Source organism: Collinsella tanakaei (assembly GCF_016902615.1).
GTDB lineage: Bacteria > Actinomycetota > Coriobacteriia > Coriobacteriales > Coriobacteriaceae > Collinsella > Collinsella tanakaei_A.
This window is the reverse complement of sequence record NZ_JACJMB010000073.1, coordinates 1-791: the sequence shown is the minus strand read 5'-3', so window position 1 is coordinate 791 and position 791 is coordinate 1. Positions and strand designations below refer to the sequence as shown.

Below are 791 nucleotides of genomic sequence, written 5' to 3'. Positions count from 1 at the left end.
GGCGTAGGTGCCGCCTCGCTCCCTGTACAGCCTCACCGCCTGCTGCTTGAACTCGGCCGAATATTTGGGCGACGGATGTCCCATCCTATGCCCCCTTTCCCCGTTTACGGCATCATGCCGAAACGGAACTCCGTGTGTCAACGGGAATGGGGCAGATTCACGCCGCCGTGTCGTACATGCACGCCAGCAGGTCGTCGCGCGTCCTCGTGGGCGACCTGCGGAAGAGGTGGCGGCGCGAGAACCCGAGCGTCGCCGAGAACACGTTGAAGCGGTACTCGGCGCCCGACCGGTCGTGCATCACCACGTCCTCCTTCCAGTCGAACTGCAGCTGGCGCCCCGGCTCCGTCTCGAAGCGGGGGTGCGCCACCGGCAGGCCCCTGCCGACGGCGACGCCGTTCCTGCGCAGGTAGTGCGTGAAGGCGTTGTAGCCGGGCACCGGCGGCTCGTCGCCGGCGTGCCTGTCGAGCAGGAACTCGTGCAGGGCCTTCCTCGTCATCCCCGGCAGGGAGGCCTTCTCCTCGATCTCGGCGCGGTAGCGGTCGAAGCCGCTCGCGCGCCCCTCGCGGGCGTCGCCCGGCTGCGGGCCGCCCCCGTTCCAGTACCTCGCGACGGTGTGGCGGTCGACGCCGTACCTCCGCGCGATGTCGGTGAAGTTCGGCTTCGCGCCGCTCTCCTTCATCATGTTCATCTCCCCGATCAGGTTTCTCTCCATATCGCCCTCCCGTGTCTCTGCACGGTCGAGCGTAAGCCCGTTGGTCGAATCGGTGAAAGTACGTTGGTGCGATCGGCGG

1 protein-coding gene is annotated in these 791 nt (G+C 67.5%); it reads right to left on the bottom strand.

Features of this window, described 5'->3' with window-relative positions:
* Positions 1-157: 157 nt before the first annotated feature.
* Positions 158-712, bottom strand: coding sequence for a transposase (locus tag H6A21_RS10755; protein ID WP_204562777.1), 555 nt, complete (start codon positions 710-712; stop codon positions 158-160).
* Positions 713-791 lie beyond the last annotated feature (79 nt).

What these genes read in the sequence shown, in the direction of transcription:
- H6A21_RS10755 (WP_204562777.1), bottom strand. Translation starts at nt 712, where the DNA reads ATGGAGAGAAACCTGATCGGGGAGATGAACATGATGAAGGAGAGCGGC.